The following is a 15,376-nucleotide window of genomic DNA, read 5'->3' as shown; positions in this document are numbered from 1 at the left end:
TATTATCTCACTGTCTTGATGTCGAGAGAAAGGGCCGTGCCGGTGAACACTCCCTCCCGGGACGCGGTCGACGACCTGGTCGACGCCGTCCGGCGCGGTGGCGGCGACGAGAGCGTGCTGGGCGCGAAATCGCTGTCCTACCGGCTGCGCCGGGTCGCGCACCAGCTGGAACTCGCGATGCGCCGCGAACTGTCCGCGCACGGGATCGAACTGTGGGAGCTGGAAATGCTCGCCGCGCTCAAGCGCGCGCCCGAGCACCGGCTGACGCCGGGGCAGGTGATGACCGCGGTCGAGCTGACCTCGGGTTCGGTCACGCACCGGATCACCCGGCTCGAATCGCGCGGCTGGGTCCGCCGCGACAAGGACCCCGGCGACCGGCGCTCGGTGTTCGTGTCGCTCACCGAGGAGGGCAAACGGCAGGCGCTCGCGTCGTTCGCGCTCAAGACCGAGATCGAACGCGAGATCGCGAACGTTCTCGACCAGCAAACCATCGACGTGGTGAACGACGCGCTGCGGCGGGTTTCGCATCACCTCAAGGGGAAGGAATCTCAATGAAGCGGGAAACCCTTGGCGCGGCGGCGGTTATCGCGGGCGTGGCCGCCGCGATGCCTTCGGTGTGGCAGACGGTCACGCACATCACCGACCCGAGCTACCGCGCACCGGAGGTCCGCCACGGCGAAGGTCACGTGCAGTACCACATGGCGCGCGAAGCGTTGATCACCGCGGGCGCGTTCGGTGCGGTGGGCAGCGGATTGGCGGCCGGAGCGCGTCGGTCGCCGGCGTTGTGGCGTGCGATGGCTTGTGCCGCGGGCGGTTTCGTGGCGGCGATGTGGTCGGGCGGCCCGACGACCGGGGTGTGGGCGCCGAACCGGAAGGCGCTGGCTATCCACGTGGCGTCGACGAGTGCGTTGACGGTGGGCGTCGCGTTGCTCCGGCCCAAACGTCGCTAGCCGTCAGAGGAAGACCCGCGCGTTCTCCAGCCACGTCTTCGCGTCCTCGCCGACCGCGGCCAGCGCGGTCTCGGACAGGGCGCGACGCTGGGTGACGCGCAGGCAGAAATCCCTTGCGCTGCCCCGGATCCGCTGCCCGGCGTCTTCCGGGCCCCACGTCCAGACGGTGCCGTCCGGGCCGGTCAGCTCGACCCGGATCGGCTCGGTTGGCAGCGGGAGCCGGGCGGCGTAGAACGAAAGCCCGCGCGCGGCCACACCCAGCGCGGCAATGTGCTTGAGCCGGTCGGTCGGCCGGTGCTCGACCCGGACGGTGTCGTAGATGTCCTGCCCGTGCGCCCACGTTTCCAACAGCCGAAGCGGCACCAGGAGCGTTGCGGTGGCCTCCGATCCGTACCATGGAAACGCCTGGTCCAGCGGGATCTCGCCGAGCACCGCCGCCACTTCGGCCCGTCCGCCGCGCCACTGGTCCAGCAGTTCCTCGCGCGGCCGTGCTGCTCCCTCGGCCGCGACGACGTCGGCGTCCTCGTCGAGGACCGCGGCGAACTTCTCCGGCGTCCGGATGGCGAGGAGGACGTTCGCGTCGGCCGCCGCGAGGTGGGCGATCTGGTGGCCGATCGTCCAGCCCTTCGCTGGGGTCGGTCTCGACCAGTCGGGTTCCGCGGCTGCCACCGCGTCGAGGTCGTCGCCTTCGGCGAGCAGATCCGTCAATGCGACTTCGCGGTTTACTTCGGACAAATCCAGGCCGTAATCGAGCATACGACCCACGCTATCGACAAAGCGGCCGCGGCTGGGCCTTTCGGGAACCGGTTATAGGCCGGACGGGCAGCCGGCTTCCGCAGCGACGATCAGGAAGTTCGGCATCCGCACATAACTCTCGATCCCGTTCGCCTCGGCCACCTCGGGATCCAGCCCCGGCTCGACGACCTCGCGCACCCGGCAGCCGAGCGCGGCCGCCTCGTTGAGATACGCGGAAAGCGGCCGATGGAAGTCGGACGCGTCGCCGCCGACGATCTCGTACTCCGCCAGGTACTCCTTCCGGCGGTACTCGCCGTACTCGCGCCAGGTGCCGAACAACTCCTCGAAAGCCGGGTGGACGATCGCGAACACGAACAGCCCGCCCGGCCGCAGCGCCTCGACGCAGGCGCGCATCGCGGGCTTCCAGTCGGGAATCGCCATCAACACCATGCTGCACACGACCGCGTCGAACGGTTCCAGCTTCGGCAACTGGGTGAGATCCGCCTGCAGGTAAGAAATATCGTCCCCAGACTTCTCCCGTGCGAACGAGATCAGGCTCGTCGCGGGCTCGACCCCGGTCACCTCGGCCCCACGCGCGGCGAGAATCCGGCTGAAGTACCCGTTGCCGCAGCCCGCGTCCAGCACCCTCCGGCCGCGCACGTCGCCGAGGAGTCGGAGGAGGACGGGGTTGACCAGATGCTGCTTCGCGAAGTCGCCGCGCTCGGCGGTCGCTTCCATGGATTCCCGGGTGCTGGCGGTGTCCCACTGCTGGATAGCGGCTTCGTTCGTCCACGAGGAAGTCATTGGGTTGAGCCTAGAGCGGATGTCGCGGGGTTTTCCGGAAGCTCTTGGCGGATTGACGGGCAGCCAACCCCGGGTGTAGGCATGTAAGCACCTGCTTACAAAGGGACCCGGGGAGTCGTTGGCATGACCACCACGCACACCGAACCGCTCGCCTACCCGTTCAACGAGGAGGCGGGTCTCGCGCTCAACGAGGCCTACACCGCCGCTCGCGAGAGCGCCGGGATGATCCGCGTCCAGATGCCGCACGGCGAGGCCGCCTGGCTCGCAACGCGCTACGCCGACGCCCGTCTGGTGCTCGGCGACCGGCGGTTTTCCCGTGCGCTGGCACAGGAAAGCGACGAGCCGCGGATGTCGGACTACCGCCGTCCGGGCGGCATCCTGTCGATGGACCCGCCGGATCACACCCGGCTGCGCACGCTCGTCGCGAAGGCGTTCACCGCGCGGCGGGTCGAGGAACTGCGGCCCCGGGTCGCGCGGCTGGCCAACGAGCTGATCGACCAGCTGCGCGAGCATGGCCAGCCGGCTGACCTGGTCGACCTGTATGCGCTGCCGATTCCGGTCGCGGTGATCTGCGAACTGCTTGGCGTCCCGGTCGGGGACCGGCCGCAGTTCCGCGAGTGGAGCGATGCTGCCTTGTCGACTACGCGGCTTACGCCGGAGGAGTCAGAGCGCAGCCGTGAGGAACTGCGGGCGTACATGGCTGGGTTGATCGCTGAGCACCGTGCCGAGCCGCAGGACGATTTGATGACTGCGCTGATCGAGGCTCGGGATGTTCGGGATCGGCTTACTGAGCTGGAGCTGGTCGACCTGTGCGTCGGGATTTTGGTCGCCGGGCATGAGACTACTGCCAGCCAGATTCCCAACTTTGTGTATGCGTTGCTGGATGAGCATGAGCAGTGGGAGCGGTTGTGTGCTGATCCTGGGTTGATTCCGACCGCGGTGGAGGAATTGCTTCGGTTCGTGCCTCTGGGGGCTGGGGCCGGGTTTGCCCGGTATGCGGTGGAGGATGTCCAGGTCGGCGACGTGCTGGTGCGCCAAGGGGAGCCGGTGCTGGTGGCTGTGGGGGCGGCTAACCGGGATCGGCTGCAGTTCAGTGCGGCGGATCAGCTGGTGCTGGATCGGGGGGAGAATCATCATCTTGGGTTTGGGCACGGGGTGCATCATTGTTTGGGGGCGCCGCTTGCTCGGCTGGAGTTGCAGGAGGCGTTGCGGGCGTTGACTCGGGAATTGCCTGGGTTGCGGTTGGCTGGGGATATTGAGTGGAAGACGCAGATGTTGGTTCGGGGGCCTCGGTCTATGCCGGTGGGGTGGTGAGTTGATGAGTTGGACTGTTGAGGTTGATGGCGGGGTGTGCATTGGGAGTGGGATGTGTGCTTCGTTGATGCCTGAGGTGTTTGTGTTGGATGGTTCCGCGGCGCGTGCTGTCGTCGGCTCTGTTGAGCCGGATGAGACGGTGTTGGATGCGGCGGATTCTTGTCCGGCTATGGCGATTTTGGTGCGGGATGGTGTTGAGGTGGTGGGGCCTCGGCCGTAGGGGCGTTGCGTGGGGCACCCCGAAGCCTGATTGTGCTGACGGTCGGTGGGTGTTTGTCAAGGCGGGAAAGATGCCTTGACAAACACCCACCGACCGCAGGGCGGCTTCGTATCGGGGTGCGGGGGAGGGGCTGGGTGCCTCGCTAGGTGAGTGCATCGGCGGCGGTTTCGGTCCGTGAAGGACTCCTTGAGGGAATCTACGTCCGTGAAGGGGCCCCTCACGGACCGGCTACGGGCGGAACACGCCGTTTTCGGTTACTACTGCGGTGATTAGTGCGTTGGGGGTTACGTCGAAGGCTGGGTTGAAGGCTGCTGCGCCGGGGGTGCGAATTCCGTCAGCTCGGTGGCTGCTCGTTCTTCGATGGTGATGTCTGCGCCGGTGGCCAGTGATGTGTCCACTGTGGATGTTGGGGCTACTACTACGAACGGGATTTTGTGGTGTGCGGCTGCGATGGCTAGTCCGTAGGTGCCGATTTTGTTGGCCACATCCCCGTTTGCGGCGATTCGATCCGCTCCTACCAGGACGCAATCCACCAGTCCGCGTGCCATTGCTGCGGCTGCTGCTCCGTCCGCTTGTACTCGGTATGGCACTCCGGCTTGCTCTAGTTCCCATGCGGTGAGTCGGGAACCCTGAAGCAACGGCCGGGTTTCGTCGACCAGTACCGATTCCACCAAGCCTCGGGCGTGCAGGTGCCAGACGACGCCGAGTGCCGTTCCCCAGGCGACCGTCGCCAGGTGGCCGGTGTTGCAGTGGCTGAGCAGCCGCAATGGCCTGCGTGGGCATGAGTCCAGCACGATCTCCGCTGCGTGTGCTGATGCGGCTCGGTTGCGTTGTTCGTCTTCGTCGAGCATCGCCTGTGCTTCGGCCAGCACCGCGTCAGGGCCGTGGGGTAGCTGGGCTAGTGCTCGGGAAACGCCCCAGGCCAGGTTGACTGCGGTTGGCCGGGCGTGTGCGATTCGGGTGGCCTCCGCTTGGACATCTCCGCCTTGGTAGGCAGCTAGTGCGACTCCGAGTGCTCCGGCCGCGCCCAGGGCTGGTGCCCCGCGTACGGCGAGCCGTTGGATCGCGTTGATCAGTTCGGTCACGGTGCGTAGCGTCAGGGTGTGGTACTCGGCTGGAAGGGCGACCTGGTCCACGATCACGATCGCCCCGTCGGCCCAGTCGATGGTTCTGCGCATACGCCCTCCCGGTCGAAAAATCCCGTGGCGATCCGCCGCCGCGATGAGCGACGATCCGCCCGTGACCATTCAACGGCAGAACCCGCCCTCCCTGCATCCGACACCCGGTTATCACCACGTGACCACCGTCGACGCGCGCCGCACCGTGCATCTTGCTGGGCAATGTCCGCTGACGGTCGACAGCGAGGTCGTGCCGGGCGGCGTGCTTGCCCAGGTGGACCAGGTCGTCGCCAACACCGAGGTCGCGCTCGCACACGCTGGCGCGACCCCGGAGGACGTGGTGCGCACGGTGATTTACGTGGCCACCTCCGACGAGCCGACCCTCTCCGCGGTGTGGCAGCGGTTCGTGAACTCCTCGATCGCGGCGGCGTTCACCACGGCAAGCACGCTCGTCGGCGTGACCTGTCTGGGGTTTTCGGGTCAGCTTGTCGAACTGGATGTGACCGCAGCGCTCGCTTGACAGCGGGACACTGTGTCGGTCAGCTCCGCGCGGTCTAGGTTTCGGCCGATGAGGACGAGCTTGCTGATCGGTGGTGCGGCATCCCCGTCGCCGGCGTCGGTTAGTTCGTAGATCCGGTGCACGCCTTGCAGCACCGTGCGGCGGTCGAAGGCGAGGATTCCCTTGAAGCGGTAGAGATCGTCGCCGCGTTCGGCCAGCAGGGCGGTGAGCCATTGCTCGAACGCGGCGCGGTCCAGGGGGTAGTCGAGTTCCAGCGAGACGGATTCCAGCGTCGGATCGTGGTGGTGGGACTCGTCCTCGAGCCAGTCCGGGTCGGCGGCGACGGTGCGGTTCAGGTCGAAGGCGTTGATGCCGAGGATGTCGTCCAGGTCGACGCTGCCGTAGCTGGACGGGATGATGTCCGCGGTCGCGTTGACCGAACGGAGCTGAGCGCGCAGCTCCTCGATTTCCGGCTCGGTGACCAGGTCGATCTTGTTGAGCACGATCCGGTCGGCGAACGCGATCTGGTTGCTCACCTGGCCGCCGACGCCGTCGTGTTCGCCCTCTTCGAGGTGGCTGCCGACGTGCCGCGCGTCGACCAGCGTCACGATCGCGTCCAGTGCGAAGGCGGCGGACACCTCGTCGTCCACGAAAAACGTCTGCGCGACCGGGTTCGGGTCGGCCATGCCGCTGGTCTCGATGAGAATCCGGTCGAACCGTTCGCGGCGGCGCAGCAGCGACTGCAGGATTTCGATCAGATCGGTGCGTGCGGTGCAGCACAGGCAGCAGCCGTTGCTCATTTCGATGATCTTCTCGTCGCCGCCGAGCACCAGCGCGTTGTCGATCGGGATGTCGCCGAACTCGTTTTCGATAACCGCGATCCGGTGTCCGTGGTTCGCGGTGAGAATGTGGTTGACGAGCGTGGTTTTGCCGGAGCCGAGAAAGCCGGTCAGTACCGTCACCGGGATTTTGGTCATGCTGATGCCCTCCTTAACCATTCGCGCCGAGAATCCGGCGAGCGTGCTGACGTGCTTCTTCGGAGACGACGATGCGATTGCCGTCGAAGTGCGGGCCGCGGGTGGCGTCCAGGCCCATTCGCGAGGTCGTGCCGTCGGATCCCGAGGACGGGTCGAGCGGCGAGCCGGGCAGACCGTCCACTGTGAACAAGTCCTGGTGCGGCTGGAAATGTGTGGCGAGTGCCCAGAGGACGTCGCTGTCGCTGGTGACGTCGACGTCCTCGTCCACCGCGATCACCGTCTTTACGTACGGGTCCCAGCCGAGCAGGCCGAGCATCACCTGGCGGGCTTGACCGGGGCGTCGCTGGCGTAGTGCGACGTAACAGTGGAAGTGCGTTCCGGACGTCGGGTAGTGCACTGCCGTGACGTCCGGGAATCGGGCCTTGAGTTTCTCGGCCATTTCGGATTCCCGTGGCACGCGGGCGAGATTCAGGTGCTCGTCGGTGTTGCCGCCGACGACGTCGATGAGCATGGCGTCGGAGCGGCGCAGGATCGTTTGCACCCGGAGCACGTTGTTAGTCGAGCGGTTCGAGGAATAGCCGGAGAATTCGCCGAATGGGCCTTCCTCGGCGTGTTCGGAGGCGTCGATGGTGCCTTCCAGTACGAAGTCCGACCAGGCCGGTACGCCGATGCCGTGCCGCGGTGTGCGTACGACTTCCAGCGGTTCGCCGAGCAACCCGCCGGCGACCGCGCGCTCGTCTACGTCGTAGCCGACCCGGGCGGACGCGGCGAGCATGAACAGCGGATGCCCGCCGAGTACCATCGCGACCGGCATCGGTTCGCCGCGCTCGGCGTACTTCTGCAGCATCCGCCACAGGTCGCCACGCGAATGCAGGCTGGTCGCCAACTCGGTTTGGGAATGCGGCATCGCGCGGTGGTAGCTGAGGTTGCCGACGCCGGTGTCCGGGTCCTCGGCGACGATGATTCCGCTGGTGACATAAGGGGATCGATCGCTGGCGAAGTGTCGCAGCATCGGGATGGTCGCCAAGTCGATCTCGGTGGTCACGTTGTCCAGTACCGGTCCGCTGTCGACCACCCTCGGCGGTACCGCGCGTCGTGCCCGCTCCTGGTAGGCACTGTGCAAACCGGACGGTCTGGTATCGAGCATGCGGGCGATGCGCTGCCGCGAGGCGAACATGTTGCTGACCACCGGTACGTCGAGCCCGGTCACCTTCCGGAACTGCACCATCTCGTGCCGTCCGGCCGCGGCGAGTTCGTAGATCACCCCGGTGACGCCCTCGTCTGCCGGGACCGGATCGTCGAGGACGAGCACATCCTCGGGAAACTCGCGGCGGTACTGGTCGAGGAAGGCATGGGGATCTTGCCGGTGGTTCACCGCGAAACTCCTTGCGAGACGGGCGGTCCCTGCCAGCGGGCGAACAGTTCGTGGTCGATGCCGAACTGGTCGAGCACCTTGCCGGTCAGGTGGGCGAGGATGTCCTCAATGGACTCGGGCTGGTGGTAGAAGGCGGGAACCGGGGGCAGCACGGTCGCGCCCGCCTCGGTCACCGCCACCAGATTGCGCAGGTGCACGAGGCTCAGCGGGGTTTCCCTGGCCACGAGCACGAGCGGACGGCGTTCTTTCAACGTGACGTCGGCCGCGCGGACGAGCAGGTCGTCGCTGTAGCCGTGCGCGATCCCGGCGACGGTTTTCATCGAGCACGGCACGACCACCATGCCCATGGTGCGAAAGGAACCGGACGCGATCGACGCGGCGATGTCCCCACGCGAATGGTGGACGTCGGCCAGTTCGGCGACTTCGGCGGGTGGCATTCCGGTTTCCAGTTCAATGGTGCGGTGCGCGGCCCGGGACATGACCAGATGCGTTTCCACCGTGCCGAGCTTGCGCAGCGCGGTGAGCAGGTGGACGGCCAGGTGCGGGCCGCTGGCCCCGGTGATGCCGACGATCAGCCGGGGCCGCTGCGGTTCGGTGCCCATGACGTCCTTTCAGGACTGGGAAAGCTTAGCGGCGGGTTCCGGTTGTACGAGCGGCTCTTCTGGTCGCTGTTTCCGGCGGGCGAAGAAAAGCAGGTTCAGCAGCACCGCCAGGACAGTGCCCGTAGCGACGCCGCTCTTCAGGAAAACCTGCGCGGCGAACGGGAACTGCTTGTAGAAGTCCGGCGCGCCCGCTGGGATCAGCCCGACCCCGAGCGAAAGCATCACGATCACGAGGTTGCCGGTCTTGTTGAAGTCCACTCGGGACAGCAGCTGAATACCGGAGACCGTCAGCGCCGCGAAGGTCGCGACGGCCGCCGCGCCGATCACCGGTTGCGGGATCGCCGCGATCACCCGGCCGATCGGTTGCACCACCCCGAAAACAATGAGAATCACGCCGCCGACCGCGACCGGATACCGGCTGCGCACCTTCGTCAGCGCGACCAGCCCGATGTTCTGGCCGAAGGTGGTGTAGGCAAATCCGTTGAACACGCCGCTGAGCGCGGTGAGCAGGCCGTCAACGCGCAGCAGGTTGGCGACGTCGCGCGGTCCGACCTTCTTCCCGACCACCTGCCCGACCGCGAGCCCCTGTCCGGACGCCTCGACCATGAGCACGAAAACGATCACCAGGAACAGGAGAATCGACGGGATGTCGAAATGCAACGCTCCGTAGTGCAGTGGTTTCAGCAGTCCGAAAACGGGACCGTTGGCGACTCCGGCGAGACTGCCGAGCCCGGTGAGCCAGCCGACGATCGCCCCGACGGTCAGCGCGATCAGCATAGCGAGCTGGCCCAGCAATCCCCGGAAGACCCGGTAGAACACCGCGATCAACGCGAGCGTGAACCCGGCAAGCGCGAGATTCGCTGGCGCACCGTAGTTGTGCGCGGACGGATTGGAACCGGCGATGAGTTTCAGCCCGACCGGAATCAGCGTCAAGCCGATCAAGGTGATGACGGTTCCGGTGACGACCTCCGGGAACAGCTTGAGCAGTTTGCTGAACAACGGTGCGATCAGCACCCAGAGCACGCCGACCACGAGCAGCGAGCCATACACTGTGGACAGCCCCTGCGTGCTGCCGATCAGCACCATCGGGACGATTCCGTTGGACGCGGCTCCGACCACGAGCGGCATCCGGATGCCGAATTTCCAGACGCCGAGCGCCTGCAGCAGGGTGCCGATCCCGGCGAGCACCAGGTCGACGCTGACCAGGTCGGCGATCTGCGCCTGCGGCAGCCCTAGCCCGGCGCCGACCACGATCGGCACCACGACGACACCGGCGTACATCACGAGCACGTGCTGCAAACCCAGCAGCACCAACGGACCGAATCGGGGACGTTCGTCCACTGGGGACAGGGGACTGGCCATGATTCCCTCACCTCGTTGGGCCGGCGGAACCGGAAAGCGGCCGGCCGGGCGGATCGTGGGTCGTCGCCGGAGCCGGACGGGCGTGGCCGGCGTCGAAGACCCCCGGCCGCGCGCGAATCCTGCCGCCGCACCTACGGGGTTATGGGATGATCGAAGATTTTTCCTTCCCTGCAAGGAGTTTCGACTATGGTGCATCGGAAGCCGCCGAGGGTCAATACCCGGGCGCGGCTTCCGGCCCGGTGCGCGGGGCGCGCTCGCGGCGGTTGAGCACGAGGTTCAGCAGGAAGGCCGCGATGCCGCCGGCCGCGATCCCGCTCGTCAGTACCGTTTGCACCACCACGGGCAGATGTTGGTAAAACTCTGGCGCGCCGACCGGCAGCAGGCCGAAGCCGAACGAGATGGCGACGATCAGGATGTTGCGGCCGTTGCTGAGATCCGCCTGGCCCATGATGCGCAGCCCGACCGCCCCGACGGTACCGAACATGACCACTCCGACCCCGCCGAGCACCGGACCGGGCAGCGACGCGACCGCCGCGCCGAGCTTCGGCACCAGGCTCATGAGCACGAGCACCGCGCCCGCGGTGGCGACCACGAACCGGCTCATCACCCGGGTAATGCTGACCAGTCCGACGTTCTCGCCAAAGGTGACGACGGTGAACGAGCCGAAAACGCCCGCGAACGCGGTGCCGATCCCGTCCGCGCGCAAGGCCCGGGAAATCTCGCGCGGGCCGACGTCGCGGCCCACGATCTGCCCGATGGCGAGCGTGTCGCCGGTCGATTCCACCATGTTCACCAGCTGCACGATGATCATTGGCAGCAACGCGGACAAGGCGAAAGTCGGCAGGCCGAATTCGAAGGGCTGCACCACGCCGACCCATTCCGCCTTGGCGACCGAACTGAAGTCCGCCATGCCGAGCGGAACCGCCACGAGCGTGCCGGCGGCCAGCGCGATCAGGATCGCGAACCGGCGCACGGCGGGCGGGGCGAACCGTTCCAAACAGACAGTCAGCACGATGGTGCCGAGCCCGAGGATCAGCCGTCCGGCCGAACCGTGGTCGGCGGCGTCCGGATTGGACCCGGCGATCAGCGTCGCGGTGGAGGGCAGCAGCGAGAACCCGATGATCGCGATGATGGTCCCGGTGACGATCGGCGGGAAGAACCGGATCAGCTTGCTGAACCACGGCGCGATCAGCCAGGTCAGCAGCCCGGCGACGATCGTCGCGCCGAAGACCGCGGGCAGCCCGGCCTCCTTGCCGACGATGATGGCCGGGGTGATGCCGGTGAAGGTCGAGCCCATCACGATCGGCAGCCGGGCCCCGACGTTGCCGATCCCGAGCGTCTGCAGCAGCGTCGCGACCCCGCTGACCAGCACGTTCGCCGTGATGAGCGTGGCGATCTGCGCGGTGGAGAGGCCGACGCCGATCCCGATCAGCAGCGGCACGGTGACCATTCCGGAGTAGGCGACCAGCAGATGCTGCACGCCCAGCGGGAGCAGCTGCCGCAGCCGGGGGACGGTGTCGACGGCGTCGCGGGTGGTTTCGGCTCGGGTGGGGCGCGGACGGAATCGCATGGTTTCCTCCACAGCGGGACAGGGGCGCGGATCACCGCGCCCAGGGAGTGAGCAGGCCGCCCATGCCGCTGCGCTTCAGCAGCCGGGCCGCATGCCGTTCCGCCTCGTCGGCGGCGGCCGCTTCGTCCACGCGGACGCAGTGTCCGTCGCGGTAGACGATCTCGCCGCCCACGATCGTCAGCTCCACATCGGACCCGCGGGCGGAGTAGACGAGGGCGGCGACAGCCCGGTGCACCGGGCGCACGTGCGGACGGTCGAGCGCGGTGACGATGACGTCGGCGAGTTTGCCCTCGCTGAGGGATCCCGCGTCGATTCCGGCGTATCGGGCTCCCTCGCGGGTAGCCATTTCCAGCGCGTCCTCGGCCCGCAGCGCGGTCGGGTCCAAAGTGGCCGTTCGCTGGCCGAAGACGCTGAGTTTCATTGCCTCGAAAAGATCTTGCCGGTGGCCGCAGCTGGGACCGTCGGTGCCAAGGGCGACCGGAACATTTTGTTTCCGCATGCTCGCGATCCGCGCGGTGCCGGACGCGAGGTAACCGTTGGACGCGGGGTTGTGCGAGATCCCGGCACCGGCGGCCGCGACCTGCTCGATTTCGGCCTCGTCGAGCCAAATCGCGTGCGCGAGGGTGGCCCGTTCGTCGAGGAGCCCTTCCCGCGCGAGCCATTCCACCGGCCGGACCCCGTGGGTTTCGAGGTAGCTGACCGGATCGGTGGCGCTCTCGCAGCAATGGGTGTGCCAGCGAGTGCCGAATTCCTGGGCGAGTTCGACCGTCCGGCGGACTAGTTTTTGGTCCACGTAGCAGAGGTTGAGCGCGGCTGGCCACACCGCGACCTTCGAGGACGGCGGCCGGTGTTGCATCGCCTCGCGAGTGATCGCGAATTCGTCCTCGCTCGAATACCGGAACAGCTCGCTCGGCTGGCCGCGGCGGTCGGCGATTTCGGTGCGTTCGCCCAGCATGCCGCGGGCGACCGCGCCGCGTAACCCGACCTCCTCAATGACGTCGGCGACCGCGAGCGTCGTTTCAAGATCACTTGGTGCGTAATGGTTGTCGATCACCGTCGTGATGCCGGCGCGCAACGCTTCCACCGCGCCGAGCCGCGCCCCGGCTACTGCCTCGGGCCCGGTGATGGCGATCGAATACGGCCACATGAATTCGCACAGCCACGGCACGATCGACATGCCTTCGCCAAGGCCGCGAGCGAGCGCTTGGTAGAGGTGATTGTGCCCGTCGACCAGGCCGGGCAGCACCGCCTTGCCCCGGCAGTCGACGACCTCCCCGGCCTGCCAGCGTTCGGTGCCGGCGCCCGGTCCGACGCCGGCGATCCGGTCGCCGGTGATCGCGACGTGGCCGGGCTGGTGGACTGTGCGCTGGTCGTCGACGGTCACCACGGCACCGCCGGTCAGGAGGAGGTCGCAGGGTTCCGCAGCCGACATCGGGCCGCCCTTCCCCGGGCGGGGCGGACCCGGCCCGGCGTTCGGCTCCAGCGCACGGCTGGAGGCAGCTGGCCGAACGGTTGGCCCAGAAGGGAGGTCACCGGCGCCCGGCAGCGCCGCCGGGTCGTTCAATGCAAAGCCCTTCCGCGTCCGGTGTCAAGAGCGGGCTCCGGAAAAGTCTTGCCGCGCAAGGCATTCGGCGATCATGTGTTGACAGCGGGCAGCGAAGGTGCTGCACTCGGTTGCGCCGGAAGCGCGGATCGTGCTTCCGGGTCCCGTAGGTGCGGTGAAGCGCGGCCGGGGAGTCCTTTACTCAAGTCTTGCGTAAGGAGACATCCGGTGATTATCGATACCCATGTCCATCCGACGAATCTCGTCGACGAAGCCTGGCGGCACACCGGAACCCCGTTCACCGGCGAGCGCACGCTGGAGATGATGGACGGTCCATTCTGGATCAACGGCAAGCCGCGGCGCGTGGACGTCAGCTGCATCATGCCGCCGCCGGGCAACACGACCTGGCGCGAGGGCAACAAAACCGGCCGCGAGGGCATCCGCGAATACCAGGCGTACGTGACCTCGCTCGTGCAGCGGTATCCGGACCGGTTCGTCGGAAACTTCATGTACAACCCGCGGTTCGGCCCGGAAAACGGCGCGGCGGAGCTGGCCTTCCACGTGAAGGAATACGGCTACAAGATGCTCAAACTGCACGCCAACATGCATTCCTACCGGCCGGACCGGGCGCTGGACTGGCTGCGGCCGGTGATGCGGGTGTGCGACGAACTCGGCGTGATCGTGCTGATCCACACCGGGGACGGGCCGTACTCGATCCCGACCCAGTTCTACCCGATCATCCGCGAGTTCCCGAACGTCACGTTCATCCTCGGCCACTTCGGCATCCAGACCGGCGGCGTCTACTGTTTCGAGGCGTTCTGGATGATCCAGGACTCGCCGAACGTGATCGGCGAATCGGGCTGGCTGCTGCAGTCGCGGATCGTCGAATTCGCCAAGGAAATGAAGAAGAGCGACCTGGTCTTCGGCACCGATTCGCCGCCCAACGAGCCTGGCATGTGGGCGCGGGAGCTGGAAGTGCTGTGCCACCAGCCGCCGCAGGGCCTGAACCTGTCCGAGGACGACCTGGAAGGCTACCTCGGCAACAATATGGCCAAGCTGCTCGGCCTCGCGCCGACACCGCCGCCGAAGGACAAGGCGGAAGCTGAAGCGTATTTGCGCGGGGACATTCCGCAGGCTTCCGCGGCGAATACGCACGCGTCGCACTATCTCGGCTATACGCCTTCGGCGTGGGCGGAGACCGCGAACTCCTGAGGCTAAGCCGCGCCGGCTGCGGGTTTAGTCGCACCCGCAGCTGGCGCGCGCGGTCAGGTGCACGTCGAGGATACGGTCTTTTGGCTGGGTGCCCTCTTTGACCTTGTCCAGAGTGGACACCGCGGCGTCCGCGAAGTCGTCGAAGGAATGTCCGGCGGTGGACAGCGTCGGCCAGCTATGCGCGGCTGCGTCTGTGCCGCCGAAGCCAATCACCGCAAGGTCTTTCGGAACGCTGAGGCCGAGTTCCGCCGCGACCGTAAGCGTATCGAGCGCCAGCCCGTCGGCCGTCGCCATGATCGCTCGCGGACGCTCCGGCGAGCGCAGCCACCGACGGATGTCCGCGCGAGCGGCATGCCGGTCCAGGCCGGTGCGAACGACATTGCCCGCGCTTCGCTTCGCCGCTCGCATCGCCTCCGTCCACCCTCGAGCCCGATCGGCCACCGGCCCGGACCGCGCGGTTCCGGTGAGGCACCCGATTTCCCGGTAGCCGTGCCCGAGCAGGTGTTCGGTGGTCAGCCGCCCGCCCGCCTTGTTGTCCAGCACCACGGACGGCGCGGCGGCACCGGCCGGGGCGTGGTGGTGCAGGTAGACGACCGGGACGTCCAAAGTGGAATGCGTCGCCGCCGCTCCGGCGATCTCGGCGCGGACCAGCAGCAGACCGTCCACGCGCATGTTCGCCAGCGATTCGGCGTACCGCAGCTCCTGTTCCCGGGAGAATGCCGAGTTCCCGAGCAGCACCAGGGATCCGCGCGCGAAAGCCGCCCGCTCGACCGCGTGGGTGAGCTGGGTGAAGTAGCCTTCGCTGCTGTCCGGAACGACCAGCCCGAGCACATTGCTGCGCGTGGACCGCAATGCCCGCGCGACGAGATTCGGCCGGTAACCGAGTTCGGCGATCGCCTGCTCGACCCGCGCTCGCGTGGCGGGCGCGACCGGGCGCGGGCCGTTGTTGAGCACGTAACTGACCACGGCAGGCGAGGTGCCCGCCCGCCGTGCGACATCGTCCCGGGTGACCCGCTGCATGCGCCAGACGATACCCGAAGAGCCGTTGACAGTCCGAATCTACACGTGTTGAATCCCGTGCAGTCGGCAACGCAG

Annotated in this window: 15 protein-coding genes and 1 pseudogene; 6 read left to right on the top strand and 10 right to left on the bottom strand. The window is 67.2% G+C overall.

The window, feature by feature from the left end:
* The first annotated feature begins 42 nt into the window (after positions 1 to 42).
* Together RPX00_RS00440 and RPX00_RS00435 are read left to right on the top strand one after the other, a co-directional pair.
* Positions 43 to 555, top strand: coding sequence for a MarR family winged helix-turn-helix transcriptional regulator (locus tag RPX00_RS00440; RefSeq protein ID WP_406636313.1), 513 nt, complete (start codon positions 43 to 45; stop codon positions 553 to 555).
* Positions 552 to 950 (top strand): hypothetical protein, encoded by a 399-nt coding sequence (locus RPX00_RS00435; protein WP_406636311.1) that lies wholly within the window; start codon positions 552 to 554, stop codon positions 948 to 950. The genes RPX00_RS00440 and RPX00_RS00435 overlap by 4 nt, the downstream gene beginning before the upstream one ends.
* A gap of 3 nt (positions 951 to 953) precedes the next feature.
* On the opposite strand, the gene RPX00_RS00430 is transcribed toward RPX00_RS00435, so the two are convergent.
* Both RPX00_RS00430 and RPX00_RS00425 read right to left on the bottom strand, forming a co-directional pair.
* Positions 954 to 1,706, bottom strand: coding sequence for a maleylpyruvate isomerase family mycothiol-dependent enzyme (locus RPX00_RS00430; protein ID WP_406636309.1), 753 nt, complete (start codon positions 1,704 to 1,706; stop codon positions 954 to 956).
* A gap of 51 nt (positions 1,707 to 1,757) precedes the next feature.
* Positions 1,758 to 2,489: a class I SAM-dependent methyltransferase gene (locus RPX00_RS00425; protein ID WP_406636307.1), complete on the bottom strand. Its 732-nt coding sequence runs from the start codon at positions 2,487 to 2,489 to the stop codon at positions 1,758 to 1,760.
* Between the two features lie 123 nt (positions 2,490 to 2,612).
* On the opposite strand from RPX00_RS00425, the gene RPX00_RS00420 reads away from it, so the two are divergent.
* Together RPX00_RS00420 and RPX00_RS00415 are read left to right on the top strand one after the other, a co-directional pair.
* On the top strand, positions 2,613 to 3,803 hold the full coding sequence (locus tag RPX00_RS00420; RefSeq protein ID WP_406636305.1) for a cytochrome P450: 1,191 nt from the start codon (positions 2,613 to 2,615) through the stop codon (positions 3,801 to 3,803).
* A 4-nt stretch (positions 3,804 to 3,807) separates the two neighbouring features.
* Positions 3,808 to 4,023 (top strand): ferredoxin, encoded by a 216-nt coding sequence (locus RPX00_RS00415; RefSeq protein WP_406636303.1) that lies wholly within the window; start codon positions 3,808 to 3,810, stop codon positions 4,021 to 4,023.
* Positions 4,024 to 4,251: 228 nt separating this feature from the next.
* On the opposite strand, the pseudogene mtnA reads toward RPX00_RS00415, so the two are convergent.
* Positions 4,252 to 5,201: pseudogene (gene mtnA / locus RPX00_RS00410) on the bottom strand (S-methyl-5-thioribose-1-phosphate isomerase).
* 61 nt (positions 5,202 to 5,262) lie between these two features.
* Between mtnA and RPX00_RS00405 the strand changes: the two are divergent.
* A complete protein-coding gene (locus RPX00_RS00405; protein WP_406636301.1) occupies positions 5,263 to 5,661 on the top strand; it encodes a RidA family protein in 399 nt (132 codons plus the stop codon).
* Here the strand turns inward: RPX00_RS00405 and RPX00_RS00400 are convergent.
* The 6 genes from RPX00_RS00400 to RPX00_RS00375 form a co-directional block, all read right to left on the bottom strand.
* Positions 5,622 to 6,617 (bottom strand): CobW family GTP-binding protein, encoded by a 996-nt coding sequence (locus tag RPX00_RS00400; RefSeq protein ID WP_406636299.1) that lies wholly within the window; start codon positions 6,615 to 6,617, stop codon positions 5,622 to 5,624. The genes RPX00_RS00405 and RPX00_RS00400 overlap by 40 nt on opposite strands.
* 13 nt (positions 6,618 to 6,630) lie before the next feature.
* Positions 6,631 to 7,992, bottom strand: coding sequence for a UbiD family decarboxylase (locus RPX00_RS00395; RefSeq protein ID WP_406636297.1), 1,362 nt, complete (start codon positions 7,990 to 7,992; stop codon positions 6,631 to 6,633).
* A complete protein-coding gene (locus RPX00_RS00390) occupies positions 7,989 to 8,594 on the bottom strand; it encodes a UbiX family flavin prenyltransferase (RefSeq protein WP_406636295.1) in 606 nt (201 codons plus the stop codon). Before RPX00_RS00390 ends, RPX00_RS00395 begins: the two co-directional genes overlap by 4 nt.
* A gap of 9 nt (positions 8,595 to 8,603) precedes the next feature.
* Positions 8,604 to 9,956 carry a nucleobase:cation symporter-2 family protein gene (locus tag RPX00_RS00385; RefSeq protein WP_406636293.1) on the bottom strand — a complete coding sequence of 451 codons (1,353 nt, stop codon included), beginning with the start codon at positions 9,954 to 9,956 and terminating at the stop codon, positions 8,604 to 8,606.
* A gap of 211 nt (positions 9,957 to 10,167) precedes the next feature.
* Positions 10,168 to 11,526, bottom strand: a complete 1,359-nt coding sequence (locus tag RPX00_RS00380) for a nucleobase:cation symporter-2 family protein (RefSeq protein ID WP_406636291.1) — start codon at positions 11,524 to 11,526, stop codon at positions 10,168 to 10,170.
* A 31-nt stretch (positions 11,527 to 11,557) separates the two neighbouring features.
* Complete coding sequence (locus RPX00_RS00375) at positions 11,558 to 12,958, bottom strand: amidohydrolase family protein (RefSeq protein WP_406636289.1); 1,401 nt, start codon at positions 12,956 to 12,958, stop codon at positions 11,558 to 11,560.
* Between the two features lie 339 nt (positions 12,959 to 13,297).
* Between RPX00_RS00375 and RPX00_RS00370 the strand changes: the two genes are divergently transcribed.
* A complete protein-coding gene (locus RPX00_RS00370; RefSeq protein ID WP_354747751.1) occupies positions 13,298 to 14,281 on the top strand; it encodes an amidohydrolase family protein in 984 nt (327 codons plus the stop codon).
* Positions 14,282 to 14,305: 24 nt separating this feature from the next.
* Here RPX00_RS00370 and RPX00_RS00365 read toward each other — a convergent pair whose 3' ends face one another.
* Positions 14,306 to 15,301: a LacI family DNA-binding transcriptional regulator gene (locus RPX00_RS00365; protein WP_406636287.1), complete on the bottom strand. Its 996-nt coding sequence runs from the start codon at positions 15,299 to 15,301 to the stop codon at positions 14,306 to 14,308.
* Positions 15,302 to 15,376: the final 75 nt, after the last annotated feature.

This window comes from Amycolatopsis sp. WGS_07, assembly GCF_045278895.1.
Lineage (GTDB): Bacteria > Actinomycetota > Actinomycetes > Mycobacteriales > Pseudonocardiaceae > Amycolatopsis.
Note: the sequence above shows the minus strand (reverse complement) of the source record. Positions and strands in the feature narration are given on the sequence as shown.

What these genes read in the sequence shown, in the direction of transcription:
- RPX00_RS00390 (WP_406636295.1), bottom strand. Translation starts at nt 8,594, where the DNA reads ATGGGCACCGAACCGCAGCGGCCCCGGCTGATCGTCGGCATCACCGGG.
- RPX00_RS00365 (WP_406636287.1), bottom strand. Translation starts at nt 15,301, where the DNA reads ATGCAGCGGGTCACCCGGGACGATGTCGCACGGCGGGCGGGCACCTCG.
- RPX00_RS00385 (WP_406636293.1), bottom strand. Translation starts at nt 9,956, where the DNA reads ATGGCCAGTCCCCTGTCCCCAGTGGACGAACGTCCCCGATTCGGTCCG.
- RPX00_RS00415 (WP_406636303.1), top strand. Translation starts at nt 3,808, where the DNA reads ATGAGTTGGACTGTTGAGGTTGATGGCGGGGTGTGCATTGGGAGTGGG.
- RPX00_RS00435 (WP_406636311.1), top strand. Translation starts at nt 552, where the DNA reads ATGAAGCGGGAAACCCTTGGCGCGGCGGCGGTTATCGCGGGCGTGGCC.
- RPX00_RS00380 (WP_406636291.1), bottom strand. Translation starts at nt 11,526, where the DNA reads ATGCGATTCCGTCCGCGCCCCACCCGAGCCGAAACCACCCGCGACGCC.
- RPX00_RS00400 (WP_406636299.1), bottom strand. Translation starts at nt 6,617, where the DNA reads ATGACCAAAATCCCGGTGACGGTACTGACCGGCTTTCTCGGCTCCGGC.
- RPX00_RS00425 (WP_406636307.1), bottom strand. Translation starts at nt 2,489, where the DNA reads ATGACTTCCTCGTGGACGAACGAAGCCGCTATCCAGCAGTGGGACACC.
- RPX00_RS00430 (WP_406636309.1), bottom strand. Translation starts at nt 1,706, where the DNA reads ATGCTCGATTACGGCCTGGATTTGTCCGAAGTAAACCGCGAAGTCGCA.
- RPX00_RS00375 (WP_406636289.1), bottom strand. Translation starts at nt 12,958, where the DNA reads ATGTCGGCTGCGGAACCCTGCGACCTCCTCCTGACCGGCGGTGCCGTG.
- RPX00_RS00420 (WP_406636305.1), top strand. Translation starts at nt 2,613, where the DNA reads ATGACCACCACGCACACCGAACCGCTCGCCTACCCGTTCAACGAGGAG.